This is a genomic window from Bacillus sp. AFS029533 (assembly GCF_002585125.1).
Lineage (GTDB): Bacteria > Bacillota > Bacilli > Bacillales > Bacillaceae_G > Gottfriedia > Gottfriedia luciferensis_B.
In genome coordinates, this window is record NZ_NUQC01000013.1 from 1 (window position 1) to 15,598 (window position 15,598).

At 34.5% G+C, this 15,598-nt stretch carries 12 protein-coding genes, 1 pseudogene and 1 other annotated feature; of the genes and pseudogenes, 11 read left to right on the top strand and 2 right to left on the bottom strand.

Annotation, left to right across the window (positions count from 1 at the left end; all coding sequences use genetic code 11):
* Positions 1-401: 401 nt before the first annotated feature.
* Complete coding sequence (locus tag COE53_RS06360) at positions 402-590, bottom strand: hypothetical protein (protein WP_069032488.1); 189 nt, start codon at positions 588-590, stop codon at positions 402-404.
* Positions 591-852: 262 nt separating this feature from the next.
* Here COE53_RS06360 and ilvE point away from each other — a divergent pair, with 262 nt between their 5' ends.
* The 9 genes and pseudogenes from ilvE (at position 853) to leuD (ending at position 11,183) form a co-directional block, all read left to right on the top strand.
* Positions 853-1,743, top strand: a complete 891-nt coding sequence (gene ilvE, locus COE53_RS06365) for a branched-chain-amino-acid transaminase (RefSeq protein WP_091021407.1) — start codon at positions 853-855, stop codon at positions 1,741-1,743.
* 6 nt (positions 1,744-1,749) lie between these two features.
* Entirely contained in the window at positions 1,750-3,417 is a 1,668-nt protein-coding gene (gene ilvD / locus COE53_RS06370; RefSeq protein ID WP_069032490.1) for a dihydroxy-acid dehydratase, read from the top strand.
* Positions 3,416-3,652: a binding site (T-box leader), on the top strand. It overlaps the preceding gene by 2 nt.
* Positions 3,653-3,751: 99 nt before the next feature.
* Complete coding sequence (gene ilvB / locus COE53_RS06375; protein WP_254664547.1) at positions 3,752-5,440, top strand: acetolactate synthase large subunit; 1,689 nt, start codon at positions 3,752-3,754, stop codon at positions 5,438-5,440.
* Positions 5,440-5,955: an acetolactate synthase small subunit gene (gene ilvN, locus COE53_RS06380; RefSeq protein WP_025671139.1), complete on the top strand. Its 516-nt coding sequence runs from the start codon at positions 5,440-5,442 to the stop codon at positions 5,953-5,955. Before ilvB ends, ilvN begins: the two co-directional genes overlap by 1 nt.
* 39 nt (positions 5,956-5,994) lie before the next feature.
* Positions 5,995-7,005, top strand: coding sequence for a ketol-acid reductoisomerase (gene ilvC / locus COE53_RS06385; RefSeq protein ID WP_069032491.1), 1,011 nt, complete (start codon positions 5,995-5,997; stop codon positions 7,003-7,005).
* Positions 7,006-7,008: 3 nt separating this feature from the next.
* Positions 7,009-8,130: pseudogene (locus COE53_RS06390) on the top strand (2-isopropylmalate synthase); the annotation flags it as partial.
* A gap of 41 nt (positions 8,131-8,171) precedes the next feature.
* A complete protein-coding gene (gene leuB / locus COE53_RS06395; protein WP_069032492.1) occupies positions 8,172-9,239 on the top strand; it encodes a 3-isopropylmalate dehydrogenase in 1,068 nt (355 codons plus the stop codon).
* On the top strand, positions 9,236-10,630 hold the full coding sequence (leuC, locus tag COE53_RS06400; protein WP_069032493.1) for a 3-isopropylmalate dehydratase large subunit: 1,395 nt from the start codon (positions 9,236-9,238) through the stop codon (positions 10,628-10,630). Before leuB ends, leuC begins: the two co-directional genes overlap by 4 nt.
* Complete coding sequence (leuD, locus tag COE53_RS06405; protein WP_098947571.1) at positions 10,608-11,183, top strand: 3-isopropylmalate dehydratase small subunit; 576 nt, start codon at positions 10,608-10,610, stop codon at positions 11,181-11,183. The genes leuC and leuD overlap by 23 nt, the downstream gene beginning before the upstream one ends.
* Before the next feature lie 148 nt (positions 11,184-11,331).
* Here the strand turns inward: leuD and COE53_RS24265 are convergent, their stop codons facing one another.
* Positions 11,332-12,351: a barstar family protein gene (locus COE53_RS24265; RefSeq protein WP_254664539.1), complete on the bottom strand. Its 1,020-nt coding sequence runs from the start codon at positions 12,349-12,351 to the stop codon at positions 11,332-11,334.
* A 315-nt stretch (positions 12,352-12,666) separates the two neighbouring features.
* Here COE53_RS24265 and COE53_RS06415 point away from each other — a divergent pair, with 315 nt between their 5' ends.
* Together COE53_RS06415 and COE53_RS06420 are read left to right on the top strand one after the other, a co-directional pair.
* Positions 12,667-13,515 carry a DegV family protein gene (locus COE53_RS06415; RefSeq protein WP_069032495.1) on the top strand — a complete coding sequence of 283 codons (849 nt, stop codon included), beginning with the start codon at positions 12,667-12,669 and terminating at the stop codon, positions 13,513-13,515.
* A gap of 909 nt (positions 13,516-14,424) precedes the next feature.
* Entirely contained in the window at positions 14,425-15,429 is a 1,005-nt protein-coding gene (locus COE53_RS06420) for a zinc-dependent alcohol dehydrogenase family protein (RefSeq protein WP_069032496.1), read from the top strand.
* Positions 15,430-15,598 lie beyond the last annotated feature (169 nt).

The window sequence follows — 15,598 nt, forward strand, 5'->3', positions numbered from 1 at the left end:
CGTTTTTTAGTCTACATGCAGTTTTAACAATTTAATTGCAGATTCACTAGATTTAATTGCAGATTCTCTAATTTTATTTGCAGTTCGCCATTTATTTGCAGTCGGCCGTTTATTTGCAGCTATTCAGCTCTTATTAGCTCAGATGGATCTGGATTCTTTACTTGCACTACCCTAAGATTTATTTGCAGCTATTCAGCTCTTATTAGCTCAGATGGATCTGGATCCTTTACTTGCACTACTCTAAGATTTATTCGCAGTCGGCCGCTTACTTGCAGCTATTCAGCCCTTATTAGCACAGAGGATTCCTATACTTGCACTACTTCAGACCAACAAAGAAAAAGAGGGTTGCCTAAATAATGGGCTACCCTCTTTTTGTTATCATACGATAAGAATTTCAATGTTTAATCATTATAGGCTCCAGTTAACACCTCACTTACAAAAGAATCGTTTTCCCATTCTTCATAAGAGAAATCTACTGAATACTCCTGATCGGATTTTTCGTCTTTAATCTGAATGTCAAAATGATTACTCATTACTTTCAACACTTCATTGATTTCGTTAACAGTCCCATTAATTTGTAAAGTAGCCATTTTTACTCGCCTCCGATTTTAATTTACAGAAAATTCTGTTTAAAGTAACCATATGATAATCCTTTTAAAAACATTTTTCAAGAGTAAAATTTTGTCGAAAAATTATTTTGAAAAAATGTAAAGGTTTTCATTGTTGATATACCAATATTTATACGACATTTGAATAAATTATGAATTTAAAATTTTCTAAAAACTTGTTGATTAATTTCGTAGATTGGAATAAAGTAAGTACAAATATTTTAACTCTTGAGGAGGATTAACCGTGACAGAGCAACAGATTTTTTTAAATGGTGAATTCGTTCAAAAACAAGATGCAAAAGTTTCTGTATATGATCATGGATATCTATATGGAGATGGAGTATTCGAAGGGATTCGCGTATATGATGGCAATGTATTTCGCTTAAAAGAACATCTCATTCGATTATATGAATCAGCAAAATCAATTTTATTAACAATTCCTTATTCATTAGAAGAGTTAACACAAATTGTTGTTGATACAGTAAATCGAAATAATTTACATAGTGGTTATATTCGACTCGTCGTCTCAAGAGGAGAAGGGAATCTTGGATTAGATCCAACTTCTTGTCCAAGAGCAAATGTAGTTGTCATTGCTGAACAACTAGCACTGTTTCCACAAGAACTATACGAAAATGGTATGGAAATTGTAACAGTAGCAACGAGAAGAAATCGAAGTGATGTATTAAATCCACAAATTAAATCTTTAAATTACTTAAATAACATATTAGTAAAAATTGAAGCGAAACTAGCTGGTGTTCAAGAAGCACTAATGCTAAACGATCAAGGCTTTGTAGCTGAAGGTTCAGGAGATAATGTCTTTTTAGTAAAAGGCAATAGGCTAATTACTCCACCGAGTTCAGCTGGTGCATTAGAAGGAATTACTCGAAATGCAATTATGGAATTAGGTGACACATTAGGTTACGAAGTTGAGGAAAAATTGTTCACTAGACATGATGTTTATATTGCCGATGAGGTTTTCTTAACTGGAACAGCGGCTGAAGTAATTGGCGTATCTAAGGTAGATGGACGAGTGATTGGTGATGGAAAACCAGGACCAAATACACAAAGATTATTAAAAGCATTTCGTCAATTAGTAGTAGAAGATGGAGAAAAAATTTACGTAAAACAAGGGTGATAAATTGTGCGAAGTGACATGATCAAAAAAGGAATCGACCGCGCGCCTCATCGTAGCTTATTACTAGCTGCAGGCGTAAAAGAGGAAGATTTTAATAAACCATTTATAGCGATTTGTAATTCATATATTGATATTGTTCCAGGTCATATTCATTTAAGGGAAATGGCAGATGTTGTAAAACAAGCGATTCGAGATGCTGGTGGCGTTCCATTTGAGTTTAATACGATTGGTGTCGATGATGGAATTGCAATGGGTCATATCGGAATGAGGTATTCTTTACCAAGTAGGGAAATCATTGCCGATGCAGCCGAAACTGTTATTAATGCACATTGGTTTGATGGCGTATTTTATATGCCAAACTGCGATAAAATCACACCAGGAATGCTAATGGCAGCTGTTCGTACAAATGTACCAGCAGTTTTTGTATCAGGTGGACCAATGGCAGGAGGATTATCTAAAGATGGAAAGGCTCTATCTCTTGCTTCAGTATTTGAAGGTGTAGGTGCTTTTAAATCAGGAAAAATGAGTGTAGAAGAATTACTCGATATTGAAAAGTCAGCATGTCCTACATGTGGATCATGTTCTGGAATGTTTACAGCAAATTCAATGAATTGCATTATGGAGATGCTTGGTGTAGCACTACCATATAACGGAACAATACTTGCAACTAGTAAAGACAGACATCAATTAATCCGTGATGCAGCTGTTCATCTAATGGATTGCATTGAAAACGATATAAAACCAAGAGATATTATTACAAAAGAGGCAATTGATGATGCATTTGCACTAGATATGGCAATGGGTGGATCGACAAATACTGTTTTACACTTAATGGCCATCGCAAATGAAGCAGGTGTTGATTACGACTTAAAGGATATAAATGAAGTAGCTAGAAGAGTACCTTATTTATCTAAAATTAGTCCAGCTTCGCACTATTCAATGCATGATGTTCATTTAGCAGGTGGTGTTCCAGCAATTATTAAAGAACTTACTACCATTCCTGGAGCAATCAATAGTGACCGCATTACAATTACTGGCAAAACGTTATTCGAGAATGTGCAAGAGGCTACAATCACCAATAGTGAAGTGATTCGTAAAAAAGAAAATCCTTATTCACAAACAGGCGGATTATCGATCTTACATGGGAATCTAGCCCCAGACGGTGCAGTTATTAAAGTTGGAGGTGTTGACCCTTCAATCCAAACCTTTATTGGTGAAGCAATTTGTTTTAATTCACACGATGAAGCAGTTGAAGCGATTGACAATGGTCTCGTTAAAGAGGGTCATGTCGTTGTCATTCGATATGAGGGTCCAAAAGGTGGACCTGGAATGCCTGAAATGCTTGCACCAACTTCATCAATTGTCGGAAGAGGTTTAGGAACAAAAGTTGCGTTAATTACAGATGGTCGTTTTTCAGGTGCTACAAGGGGTATTGCAATCGGGCATATTTCTCCAGAAGCGGCTGAAGGTGGACCAATTGGATGTATTGAAGATGGCGATGAAATCATAATCGATCTTTTATCAAGAAGTATCACATTATCAGTTTCAAACGAAACGTTAGAATCTCGTAAATCATCATATAAATTACATGAACCAAAAGTTAAAACGGGTTATTTAGCAAGATATGCAAAGTTAGTTACTTCTGCTAATACAGGTGGAATATTAAAAATATGAAAAAGCATTGAAAGAGAAAAGTAGTTATGAAAAGGATCTTCAGAGAGTCGGTGGCTGGTGTGAACCGATGACCTTGATTAATGAAACTCACTCTTGAGTGTCAGGCTGAATTAATTTGTAATGTAAGTCTGAACGTTGGTCACGTTATAGCCAGATTTTGGTTAGCCAAAATCCCAAAGTTAGGTTATTAACCTAAGAAGAAGGGTGGTACCGCGAAAAGTCTTTCGCCCCTTCAGCATCTGCTGAAGTGTGGAGTTATGGCTTTTTTTATTGCGAATAAATGGGTAAATTTTATCCGAAAATGGAGGGAAAAGTAGAAATGAGTCATCATTCGATGAGAACTCTGTCAAAAGAATTGTCAGGTGCAAATTTACTAATTGATGCTTTGAAAAATGAAAATGTTGAAATGATTTTTGGTTACCCTGGAGGGGCAGTATTACCATTATATGATGCACTTTATGATGCTGATATTCCTCACATTCTAGCAAGGCATGAACAAGGGGCCATCCACGCTGCAGAAGGATATGCACGAGTAACTGGCCGACCAGGAGTTGTCATCGCAACAAGTGGTCCAGGTGCTACAAACGTCGTTACTGGTTTAGCAGATGCAATGATGGACTCATTACCACTAGTTGTTTTTACTGGTCAGGTTGCTACAAATGTAATCGGAACGGATGCCTTTCAAGAAGCAGATGTTATCGGAATTACAATGCCAGTTACAAAGCATAACTACCAAGTGCGTAATGTTGAAGATGTTCCACAAATCGTAAAAGAAGCATTCCATATTGCTTCAACAGGCCGTCCAGGTCCAGTCGTCATCGATCTACCAAAAAATATGATGGTTGAAAAAGGAGTGAAAAAGGAAGAAGTAGAAGTTCAATTACCAGGTTATCAACCGACTTATGAACCAAATTATCTTCAAATTACAAAGTTAATAGGAGCAATTGAAAAAGCTAAAAAACCAGTCGTATTAGCTGGAGCAGGAATATTACATGCAAAAGCAGCAGATGAGTTTACTGAATTTATCAAAAAGTTCAATATCCCAGTTGTAAATACGCTTTTAGGTCTAGGTGGATTTCCAGCAAATGAGGAGTTATTCCTAGGAATGGGGGGCATGCACGGAACTTATACCGCAAATATGGCAATGTATGAAAGTGATTTACTAATTAACATCGGAGCAAGATTTGATGATAGGTTAACGGGTAATTTAGCACACTTTGCTAAAAATGCGGTTGTAGCACATATCGATATCGATCCTGCCGAAATAAACAAAGTTATTCCGACAAATATTCCAATCGTTGGATGTGCTAAGGAAGTTCTGAAAGTGCTATTAAAACAAAAAATAGATAAACAAAATCATAGTGAATGGTTAGAACTACTTAAAAGTCGTAAAGAAGCTTTTCCTTTACAGTATGAACAAAGTAGAGAAGTCATTAAACCACAAACTGTCTTAACTTTACTTCATTCGATTACAAATGGGAAAGCAACGATTTCCACAGATGTAGGTCAACATCAAATGTGGGCGGCTCAGTATTATCCTTTTAACGATCCACATAAATGGATTACTTCAGGTGGACTCGGAACGATGGGATTTGGTTTACCAGCTGCAATCGGAGCACAATTTGCAAAGCCTGATGAATTAGTTGTAGCGATTGTAGGTGATGCCGGTTTCCAAATGACATTGCAAGAATTGAGCATGATCAAGGAACATAATCTACAAGTTAAAATTTTAATATTAAATAACGCAGCTTTAGGAATGGTAAGACAGTGGCAATCAGCCTTTTATAATGACCGCTTCTCTAGTTCTCTATTAGACTGCCAGCCTAGTTTCACAAAACTTGCTGAAGCTTACGGTATTAAAGGGATGACAATCTCAGATCCAAATTTAGTTGAAAGTCAATTAAGAGAAGCAATTGAGTTTGATGGCCCAGTTTTAATTGATTGTCGAGTTCATCAAGCTGAAATCGTTACACCAATGGTACCACCTGGTAAAGGAATCCATGAAATGGAAGGGGTGAAATAATGAAACGAGTCATTACATCGACTGTATTAAATAACAGTGGCGTACTTAACCGAATTACAGGAGTGATCTCGAGAAGACGCTTTAATATCGAAAGTATTTCTGTAGGACATACAGAACAAGATCATATTTCAAGAATTACGTTTGTCGTTCATGTAGAGGATTTACAACAGGTTGAACAACTGATTAAACAGCTTCACAAGCAAATTGATGTGATAAAAGTAGCAGATATAACAGAAGAATCAGTTATTGCTAGAGAACTAGCCTTAATAAAGGTAAGTACAAATGCAGCTACAAGAAATGAAATATATAGTCTAATTGAACCATTTAGAGCCTCAGTTATTGATGTAAGCCGTGATCAGATTGTCGTTCAAGTAACTGGTACTTCTGATAAGGTAGAGGCTTTGATTGAGTTATTAAGACCTTTCGAACTAAAAGAAATAGCTCGAACAGGTGTAACCGCATTTACTAGATCCGCTAAACATAAGGAGCATGCTCAAAAGCTACTCTCTTATTAAATAAAAAAATAAAACTAAAATAATTGGAGGAATTTGAAAATGGCTAAAGTATATTATGGTACAGACGTAAAGGAAAATGTATTAGTAGGGAAAACGATTGCAGTAATTGGTTATGGATCTCAAGGTCACGCACATGCTTTAAATTTACATGAGAATGGTCATAAAGTAGTTGTTGGTTGTCGCCCTGGAAAATCATGGGACGCTGCAGCAAATGACGGACTACATGTAACTACAGTTGCAGAGGCTTCAAAAGCAGCAGACGTAGTAATGATTTTATTACCAGATGAGCATCAACCAACTGTTTATAAAAATGAAATTGAACCGTATCTAGAAAATGGTAATGCGCTTGCGTTTGCACACGGATTTAATGTTCACTTTGATCAAATTGTTCCTCCTGCAAATGTTGATGTATTTTTAGTAGCTCCAAAAGGTCCAGGACATCTTGTTCGACGTACATTTGTCGATGGTGCAGCGGTTCCAGCATTATTTGCTGTTTACCAAGATGTAACAGGGGAAGCAAAAAATGTAGCACTTTCTTATGCTGATGGAATTGGCTCTACTAGAGCAGGTGTTCTTGAAACAACATTTAAAGAGGAAACTGAAACAGATCTATTCGGAGAACAAGCGGTACTATGTGGTGGTGTAACTTCTTTAGTTAAATCAGGATTTGAAACATTAGTAGAAGCAGGTTATCAGCCAGAAGTTGCATACTTTGAGTGTTTACATGAGTTGAAACTAATCGTTGATTTAATGTACGAAGGCGGAATGAGCTATATGAGATACTCAATTTCTGATACTGCACAGTGGGGAGATTTCGTATCTGGTCCTAGAGTAGTAGCGAATGAGTCAAAATTAGCAATGAAAGATATTTTAGCAGAAATCCAAGATGGTACGTTTGCTAAGGGTTGGATTAACGAAAATAAAAATGGTCGTCCAGTATACAACGAAATTAATGAAAGTGAAAAGAAACATCAGTTAGAAGAGGTTGGAGAAAAACTTCGTGCAATGATGCCATTTATCCAAAGAAAAGAAAAGGTCGAGGTGAAATAAAAAATGAGTAAAATTCAGTTTCTTGATACAACATTACGTGATGGCGAACAATCTCCTGGGGTTAATTTAAATCGATTTGAAAAGCTCGAAATTGCAAGACAACTAGAAGCTTTAGGTGTTGATATCATTGAGGCTGGTTTTGCCGCTTCCTCAGAAGGTGACTTTTTAGGTATTCAAGAGATTGCGAGACAGATTCGTTCTGTCTCCGTCTCAAGCCTTTCTCGAGCAAAAGATTCAGATATTAAAACAGCATGGGATGCGTTAAAAAATGCTGCAGAACCGAGACTTCATATTTTTCTAGCAACAAGTGACATTCATATGAAATATAAATTAAACATGACGAGATTAGAAGTTTTGGAAACGGCTAAACATTGTGTGCAGCTTGCAAAATCCTTTTTTCCAAAAGTCCAAATTTCAGCTGAAGATGCCTGTCGTACTGATCGAGCATTTCTTGCCGAATTCGCAGAAACTGCCATTAAAGCAGGGGCTGATGTAATAAATATTCCAGATACTGTCGGTTACACAAGTCCTTCAGAGTACTACGACCTATTTAAATATTTACAAGAAAATGTACCGTCATATCATAAAGCCGTTTTTTCTTGTCACTGTCATGATGATCTAGGAATGGCAGTAGCGAATTCTTTAGCTGCTATACAGGCTGGAGCAACCCAAGTAGAATGCACCGTAAATGGAATTGGGGAAAGAGCAGGAAATGCTGCACTAGAAGAAATAGCCGTTGCACTACATATTAGGGAAGATGTTTACCGGAAAAATTCTAATTTACGATTACATGAAATTACGAAGACAAGTGAACTTGTTAGTCGTCTAACAGGTATGGTTGTCCAGAAGAATAAAGCAATTGTTGGTACAAATGCATTTGCTCATGAATCAGGTATTCATCAAGATGGCGTCCTAAAAGAACCGACAACATATGAAATTATACCCCCTTCATTAATTGGACTATCTACTAATTCATTAGTATTAGGGAAACATTCAGGACGTCATGCTTTTACTGACAAATTAAAAGAACTTGGATTCAACTTTCCAACAGAAATTATAAACAAAGCGTTTATTCAATTTAAAGCTTTGACAGATTCGAAAAAAGAAATTACAGATGCAGATTTATTAAACATTATTAGTAAGTGGAGCAAAAAGGAGGTTCTAAAATGAAATTAAAAATCGCATGTCTTCCAGGAGACGGAATCGGACCAGAAATTATGAGTTCAGCAGTACAGGTATTAGAACAGATTGCAAAATCTTATCAACATGACTTTACTTTTTCAACAAATTTATTCGGAGGTCACGCGATCGATGAAACAGGTACTTCATTACCGAAAGAAACATTAGATAATTGTTTAAATTCGGATGCCGTATTATTGGCAGCAGTAGGTGGACCAAAATGGGATCAAGGTGTTGAACGACCAGAAAGTGGCTTATTAAGATTAAGAAAATCACTTAATTTATATGCAAATATTCGACCAGTCGATGTTTACGATGAACTTGTAAATCATTCTCCGTTAAAATCTGAACAAGTCAGAAATGTAAGCTTTGTCGTCGTTCGAGAATTAACAGGCGGAATTTATTTTTCCGAACCTCGATTCCATAATGAAAATGAAGCAACGGATACTCTTTCCTATACTAGAGAAGAAATTGAACGAATTGTAACGTATGGATTTGAGTTAGCAAAAACTAGAAAAGGTAAACTTACATCAGTTGATAAAGCAAATGTATTAGAATCTAGTAAACTTTGGCGAAAAATTGTAAATGAATTAAGTTCAAACTATCCAGAAGTTGAGGTTGAGCATATTCTTGTTGATGCAGCAGCGATGGAGTTAATTCGAAACCCAAGAAGATTTGATGTAATCGTTACTGAAAATTTATTTGGGGATATTTTAAGCGATGAAGCTTCGATGATTACTGGTTCATTAGGAATGCTACCTTCTGCAAGTAAATCAGGCAAAGGTCCTTCATTATATGAACCAATTCACGGTTCAGCACCAGATATCGCTGGACAAAATAAGGCTAACCCTATAGCAATATTAAGGTCAGTGGCGATGATGCTTCGTGATTTTAACTTAGTTGATGAGGCAAACTCGATTGAAAACGCGATTGTCAATTCAATCAATAATGGCTATTTAACTGGTGACCTAGGTGGTAACAGTTCAACGATTGAATTTACAGAACAAGTAGTAAAGGAATTACAATTTCAAACAGTTGGAGGTACTATTCGATGAAACAAACATTGTTTGATAAACTTTGGCAAAATCATGTTGTAACTGGTGAAGTAGGTAAACCACAGCTTTTGTATATCGATTTACACTTAGTCCATGAGGTAACTTCTCCGCAAGCTTTTGAAGGATTGAGATTATCCAATCGAAAAGTAAGAAGACCAGAATTAACATTTGCGACGATGGATCATAATGTACCAACACAAAATCAATTAGTCATCACTGACTTAATTGCTAAACAACAAATGGATACGTTAAGAAATAATTGTCAAGAGTTCAATATTCCTTTAGCAGATATTACGGATGAGGACCAAGGGATTGTCCACGTAATCGGACCTGAACTAGGGTTAACTCAGCCGGGAAAAACAATTGTCTGTGGAGATAGTCATACATCAACACACGGCGCATTTGGTGCTTTAGCTTTTGGAATTGGAACAAGTGAAGTTGAACATGTTTTAGCAACACAAACTTTATGGCAAGTTAAGCCGAAGTCAATGGGTGTGAAACTTGATGGTAAGCTTCCAAAAGGTGTATATGCGAAAGATATCATTCTTCATTTACTAGCAACTTATGGTGTATCAATGGGAACTGGATTTGTTATTGAGTTTTATGGTGAAGCAATTTCAAATATGTCAATGGAAGAGCGTATGACTTTATGTAATATGGCGATTGAGGGAGGAGCAAAAGCAGGATTAGTTGCTCCAGATCAAAAAACTTTCGATTATTTAAAAGGTCGAAAATATACAGTAAATTCATATGATGAAAAATTAGTAGAATGGAAGAAATTATATACAGAAGAGGGAGCAACATTTGATAAAACAATTGAAGTGGATGTAGCAACCCTTGCACCTTACGTAACTTGGGGAACAAATCCTGGAATGGGCGTAAGAATTGATGAAGCCCTTCCAAAAGCCAAGGATGAGAACTACGAACGAGCTTATGAATATATGGGATTAAAACCAGAAATCACACCGAATGAGATTCCAGTTCAACACGTATTCATTGGTTCATGTACAAATTCTAGATTGTCAGATTTAGAGGAAGCTGCAAATTATCTTAAAGGAAAGAAAGTAAAATCTGATGTCCGTGCATTAGTTGTTCCAGGATCAAAAAAGGTTCGTAATGCAGCAATGGCAAAAGGACTACATAAAGTCTTTATAGAAGCAGGATTTGAATGGAGGGAAGCTGGTTGTTCGATGTGTCTAGCAATGAATCCAGACCAAGTACCAGCTGGAGAACATTGTGCATCTACTTCAAACCGAAATTTTGAAGGAAGACAAGGTAAAGGAGCAAGAACACATTTAGTCAGTCCAGTAATGGCAGCGGCTGCTGCGGTACATGGTCATTTTATTGATATTCGAAAGGAGCAAGCAAATGAAACCGTTACGTACGCATAAAGGCACAACTGTATCAATTATGTTAGATAATATCGACACAGACCAAATTATTCCAAAACAATATTTAAAGCGAATTGAACGAACTGGCTTTGGAGAATTTTTATTCGATGAATGGCGATATCATGATGATCGCTCACCAAATCAATCTTTTTCATTAAATAATGAGGAACGGAAAAATGCTTCAATCTTAATAAGTGGAAATAATTTTGGTTGCGGATCATCTAGAGAACACGCACCTTGGGCATTAAATGATTATGGATTTACAATTATTATTGCTGGTAGCTTCGCAGATATTTTCTACAATAACTGTATAAAAAATGGTATGCTGCCGATTGTCTTAAATGATGAGATTCGCTCACAATTATCTACATTAAGTGGGAATCAAGAAATTGAAGTCGATTTAGAAAAACAAGTCGTTAAAACAGTATTTGGTAACTTTGAATTTTCAATCGATCCTGTTTGGAAAGAAAAATTACTAAATGGCTTAGATGATATTGCGATTACGATGAAATATGAAAATGACATTGCAAAATATGAAAAATTACATGTATAACTAAAAAAGGAAGTGTCTTATAAGCCTGCAAACTTATTAGGCACTTCTTTTTTATCTGAATTCGTGTGAAAACAAGGGAATAAATAGGATGGTTAGTTAAGAATATTGAAAGAGCTCTGTCTAATTTGACTTTACTTCTAAAAACGTGTTAGTTGCATATAAAATTACAATGCCAATCGGGGAATTCCTGGTTATGTTCAAGAAGGTACTCGATCATAATTTTTGAATCATCTGGTAGTTTTCGCTCTAATTCTGACCAACCAATAAATTGAAGTTTCTTAGGTAACTCAACATGACATGTAATTATATCCCAAAAGTTGTCCCAATCTTCACTATAAGTATCTGGAAATGATAGTTTTTCTTTTAATACTTGATGCAATTCATGACTGTTGTTGATTAACGATACATCAATCGTTATACTTTTTTCTTCTGATCTGTTAAATTCTTTTAGAAAATCAGTAAAAAAATTTCTAATGACAAATCGATATCGATAAACTAAATATCCTAACACATTAAATAAAGCAAATAGGATGATCCATCCAGTATTTAATCTTTTATCTCGGTAGGTATTTATCGTTGTCCATATAGTGAATAAGGTTAAATAGATTGATAAGCCTACTAATAAAACAAATCCTGCAAATGTACTAAAAGTCCTATGTTTCATTTCGATATACCAATCACTATCTCCATTCCCGCTTGAGAAAAAGTCAGGAACTAACCATTTTGGGGACCATACAATTCTTTTATAATGAAATTCTGGCTCCATGTTTTCAGTATTATAAGAATTCAAATTTATTCCTTCATTCTTAATTTTCATCGAACTGAATATGCTTATTTCAGAAATATAATCGGTACTTACTATTATACTTTTTATATTTTTGATCAATTCTGGTGTCATTAATTCCTTGTTTGTTAATTCATCAGCTATTTGAGTAGAAATAATCGATAGTTCTTGTGATTTTTGTTCTTCGTTTATCCAAACGAAAGTAAAAATTAATAAAGATAATATAAGTACAGTAAACGCAATGTAAAGAATCCCTTTTGCACATAATTTTTGATTATTAAACAAATGGCTATTGATTGAGTACATTTCCTTTTCTAAGCCATAAAACTTGTAATCAAGCTTAATCGGTACTTTCTCTAATTTTCCTTCTGCATTTAATTCCACTAGATACCTCCAAAAATTCCATATAATTCCATTTTACCATAAAATTAAAAGTGAAATAATTCATAATTTTAGAAATGCTAATCAGTTTTTTAAATTATTTTATTTGAATTCGCTTTTTATTCATAGAAATTCAGACATACTTATTCAATTAAACTACCATGTTGTAGAACAAGTGAATTTTCAATGTACTTTTCGTAAAATTAATTTTAATTTTGTCGATAAAATTAACTTAAATGCAAAATAGTTGTTTGAATATTTAGATTATTGTTTAATAAGATTAAAAATACATTATTAATCTAGAGAGAGGTGATTAAATTGAACCTAAAAATAATTGTAGATAGCTCTTCTGATCTTCCATCTGAACTATTGATTAAATACGATATTTCAGTCATTCCATTAAGAGTCTATGACCAATTAGAAAAAGAGTATCTTGACGGAGTAAATCTACAATCACATGAGTTAATGCAAAGAATGAAAAATGGGGAGAACTTTACTTCATCTTTACCTTCTTATGATGCAATTTATCAAACTTTAGCCTCATGTAGTAAAGAGCAAAATTGTGTCTATCTTACTTGTTCTGGTGACTTATCTGGTACGTATAATTTTGCACAATTAGTAAAACTAGATATTTTAGAAAACAATCCAAATGCCTCTATTCATATTATCGATACTAGATCTGTATCACTTGGAATTTGCGTATTAGTTATGGAGCTGATAGAAGGCTTAAATAATAATGAATCTTTTGAAAATCTAATGAAACAATTAAATCAAAATATAAGTAAGATCCAACATATTTTTACGATAGAAGATCTCCAATATTTAATACGTGGCGGTCGTGTTGGTAAGTTTGCCGGATTTTTAGGTGGCATGCTTAATATAAATCCGATTATGGAAGTAAGCGAAGGGAAGTTTAAACCACTTGAAAAAGTACGAGGTCGAAAAAAAGCATTAAATCGTATGCTTGAACTAATGAAGACACGGAAAGATGAACTTAGTAAAAATGTTGGAGTTGTATATGGGGTAAAAGATGATTCCACCGAACAATTTATTAAACAATTAAAGGATCTAATTGGTAGTGAACAGATTATAGAAAACTCAGTTGGTTCAGCAGTCGGCGTTCACACGGGTCCTAGTGCAATAGGAATCTTTTTTCTTGCTAATTAAGAAATTCGTTTCGACTCTCAAGTGGTGAGAGTTTTTTTGTTTCGTAAAACTTTCAAATTTAAAATATATGGATATAACAAAAAAAGTTTAATAGGAATAATAACACATTCCTATTGTTTATAAAGAGACATGTTTATTGATGATAAAACAAGTTTTGACAAAGTGATTTGTAAAAATATTAGAAAACCTGTCATTTTTAAATAGAAAATCACTGCTATTTTGAATACAGTAGATTATTCCTGTGGAAATTAATTTTAGTAGGATAGAAGTTTAAGTTACTACTATTTCAATAGAAAGAATGTATGAAAAACTAAGGTAATCACATTCTGTAATTAAGGACTATTGGTGGATGGTCGTTTTTAACAACTGCAAATAAAAACATCAAAAGTGCAAACAAAATCACCTAATCTGCAATTAAAATTGTTAAAACTGCAAACAAATTATCTGAAACTGCAATTAAGATACTCCAATCTATATGCAACGTTCAAAATATGCTTAAAATCTAGCGAATCTTCTATAAAAAGCTTTCAATTAATACAAAAAAAGAATTACTTTGGAAATAAAGTGCAGTTTTTAATGAATATCGATCTATTAAGTTTCCTCACTCTAACAAAGGCATTTAATAGGAATTTCACGTACCGAATTGAATTGAATTGAATAAAAATACATAACTATTAGATAAAGAAAAACAGAAACAAAAATCTATTAAAATATAGAACCCTACCCTAAAAACTCATAAACTAAAACACCTAAATCTCATAATTCACTTCATACTATCCCCCACAATCATTCCTTGCTAATCATTTTACTAAACCGTATTTAACTTTTTTGGTAAAATAAAAATTGAGTAGTATTTATTAACCGTCTTTTTTACATATTTAAATTCGTTCAAGAATAGGAGTGAGGTAATTGAAAGCTTATATTTTAAGAGACACTAAAGGGCCAGAGTCACTAAAATTTGAAAATGTTGAGATTGGTGCTGTTCATCCGAATGAAGTTGTGATTAAGTTAAAGGCAGCATCGTTAAACAGACGTGACTTTTTTATAACGCACGGTATGTATCCTGGGATGAAATTGGACGGGATTTTAGGATCTGATGGTGCTGGAGTTATTGAAGCTATCGGTGAAGAAGTAACAGGATTTTCTGTAGGTGATGAAGTAATCATGAACCCGAGCTTAAACTGGGGGGATCGTGATGATATCAATTCTGATGAATTCACTGTACTTGGAATGCCTTCTAATGGTACATTTGCTGAATTTATTAAACTATCAGTTGAAAATGTTTATAAAAAACCTTCGTACTTGTCATGGGAAGAGGCTGCAGCAATACCCTTAGCTGCACTTACTGCATATAGAGCATTAATTACACGTGGTCAATTACAAAAGAATGATACAGTATTGATTCCAGGTATAGGTAGTGGAGTAGCATTATATGCATTACAAATGGCTGTTGCATTCGGTTCAAAAGTACTAGTTACATCGAGTAGCAATGAAAAAATTGAAAAGGCAATTGAAATGGGTGCGACTGCTGGTTTTAATTACCGAGAAAATGATTGGTATAAAAAACTTCGTAAAGAATTTGGATTTGTAAACCTTACGATCGATGGAGTTGGTGGTGAATCATTTAATCGATTAATTGATTTGACTGCTCAAGGTGGAAGAATCGTATCATTCGGTGCGACAAATGGACCAGTTCCTCAAACAGTCTTGCCAAAAGTATTCTTTAAAAATATGGATATTAGAGGGACTACCATGGGAAGTCCAAGAGAGTTTGAACAAATGTTGGCATTTTTTGAAGAACATAAAATTAAACCAATCATTGATCAATCTTTTGAATTTACGGATGTCATTAGTGCATTACAACGAATGGGTGAAGGAAATAATTTTGGTAAAATTACCGTTAAAATTGGTTAATTTGAATTGTTTTTTACAAGTTTGTCTTCAATCAAAAGAACTGAATTATTCAGTTCTTTTTTTTTTGCTCCTTGATAAATTACAATTAACATCATATGATTATTACAAATGTAATATTTAAAAAATTTAGTATTTTGAGTATTGTAAGCGTTTTATTAAAGTGATTAAT

Coding starts and splice junctions, on each gene's coding strand:
- COE53_RS06360 (WP_069032488.1), bottom strand. CDS start 590: ATGGCTACTTTACAAATTAATGGGACTGTTAACGAAATCAATGAAGTG.
- ilvB (WP_254664547.1), top strand. CDS start 3,752: ATGAGAACTCTGTCAAAAGAATTGTCAGGTGCAAATTTACTAATTGAT.
- ilvN (WP_025671139.1), top strand. CDS start 5,440: ATGAAACGAGTCATTACATCGACTGTATTAAATAACAGTGGCGTACTT.
- ilvC (WP_069032491.1), top strand. CDS start 5,995: ATGGCTAAAGTATATTATGGTACAGACGTAAAGGAAAATGTATTAGTA.
- leuB (WP_069032492.1), top strand. CDS start 8,172: ATGAAATTAAAAATCGCATGTCTTCCAGGAGACGGAATCGGACCAGAA.
- leuC (WP_069032493.1), top strand. CDS start 9,236: ATGAAACAAACATTGTTTGATAAACTTTGGCAAAATCATGTTGTAACT.
- leuD (WP_098947571.1), top strand. CDS start 10,608: ATGAAACCGTTACGTACGCATAAAGGCACAACTGTATCAATTATGTTA.